Raw genomic sequence first — 1,487 nt, 5'->3', positions numbered from 1 at the left:
CTGCCCTTGCTGACGGAAAGCGAACAGCAGGTCTGGGAACGGTGGAACCGGCCGGAGCATCCGGCGGTGGATCCGCGCCCGGTCAGCGCCCTGATCGCCGACCAGGCAGCGGAACGGCCGGAGGCCATTGCCGTGGTCCACGGAGATGACCGCCTGACCCTCGCCGAATTCGACACCCGCGCCAACCGCCTGGCCCATTGGCTGGTGGGGCAGGGCATCGGTGCCGAGAGCCGGGTCGGTGTGGCGCTGGAGCGGGGCGTGGACATACTGGTGGCGCTCTATGCGGTCCACAAGACCGGCGCCGCCTATGTCCCGCTGGATCCGGACTACCCGGCCGAGCGGGTGCGCTACATGCTGGAGGACTCCGGCGCGTCGCTGTTGCTCAGCCACGCTGCCGCGCTGGATCGCTTGCCTTCAATCGATGACGTCGAGACGGTGAACCTCGATCACCTGGACCTCTCAGACCAGCCCACGTCGGTGCCGGATGCGTTCATCCACCCGGACCAGTTGGCCTACCTGATCTACACCTCCGGCTCGACGGGCCAGCCCAAGGGCGTGGCGGTGCCCCACGGCGCGATGTCCATGCACTGCCAGACCATCGGGGCCCGCTACGGGCTGACGCCGGAGGACCGGGAGCTGCACTTCCTGTCCATCAGCTTCGACGGCGCCCACGAACGCTGGCTGACGGCGCTCAGCCACGGCGCCCGCATCGTGCTGCGGGACCAGGCCCTTTGGAGCGTGCAGGAGACCTACGACTGCCTGATCGACGAAGGCATCACCGTGGCCGCCTTCCCGCCCAGCTACCTGCGGCAACTGGCGGAGTGGGCGGAACTGAAAGGCCAGCCCCCAGGCGTACGCATCTACTGCTTCGCCGGCGAAGCCTTCAGCCGGCAGATGATGCACCACGCCATCGAACACCTGCAGCCGGACTGGGTGATCAACGGATACGGGCCGACGGAAACGGTGGTCACGCCCGCGCTTTGGCGGGTGCCCGCGGACACCGCCGACTTCGACAGTCCCTACGCCCCCATCGGCGATCTGGTGGGTGACCGACAAGGCTACGTGCTCGACAGCGACCTGAACCTGTTACCGCCGGGCGTCGCGGGTGAACTCTACCTGGGCGGCGCGTTAGCCCGAGGTTACCTGGACCGGCCGGCCACCACGGCCGAACGCTTCGTGCCGAACCCGTTCCGGCCCAACGAACGGCTCTACCGCACCGGCGACCGGGTCAAGCTGAACCGGGACGGCCAACTGGAATACCTGGGTCGGATGGATCAGCAGGTGAAGCTGCGGGGCTTCCGGATCGAGATCGGGGAAGTGGAAGCGGCGCTGAAAGCCTGCGCCGGGGTGAAGGACACCCTGGCGGTGGTGAAAGACACCGCCGCTGGCCAGCGACTGGTGGGCTACGTTTCCGGTGAGGACCTGGATGAGCGCCGCATCAAGGCGACGCTCCGGGAGCGGTTGCCGGAGTACATGGTGCCGTCGCA

The 1,487-nt window shown here is 68.0% G+C and carries 1 protein-coding gene; it reads left to right on the top strand.

From position 1 onward, the window contains the following. The coding region (locus tag EZI54_RS23675) for an amino acid adenylation domain-containing protein (RefSeq protein ID WP_131484305.1) at nt 1-1,487 on the top strand (1,487 nt) is incomplete at both ends.

The organism is Marinobacter halodurans (genome assembly GCF_004327985.1).
Classification (GTDB): Bacteria; Pseudomonadota; Gammaproteobacteria; order Pseudomonadales; family Oleiphilaceae; genus Marinobacter_A; species Marinobacter_A halodurans.
The sequence above is the reverse complement of the archived record's forward strand: the minus strand, read 5'-3'. Positions and strand labels throughout refer to the sequence as shown.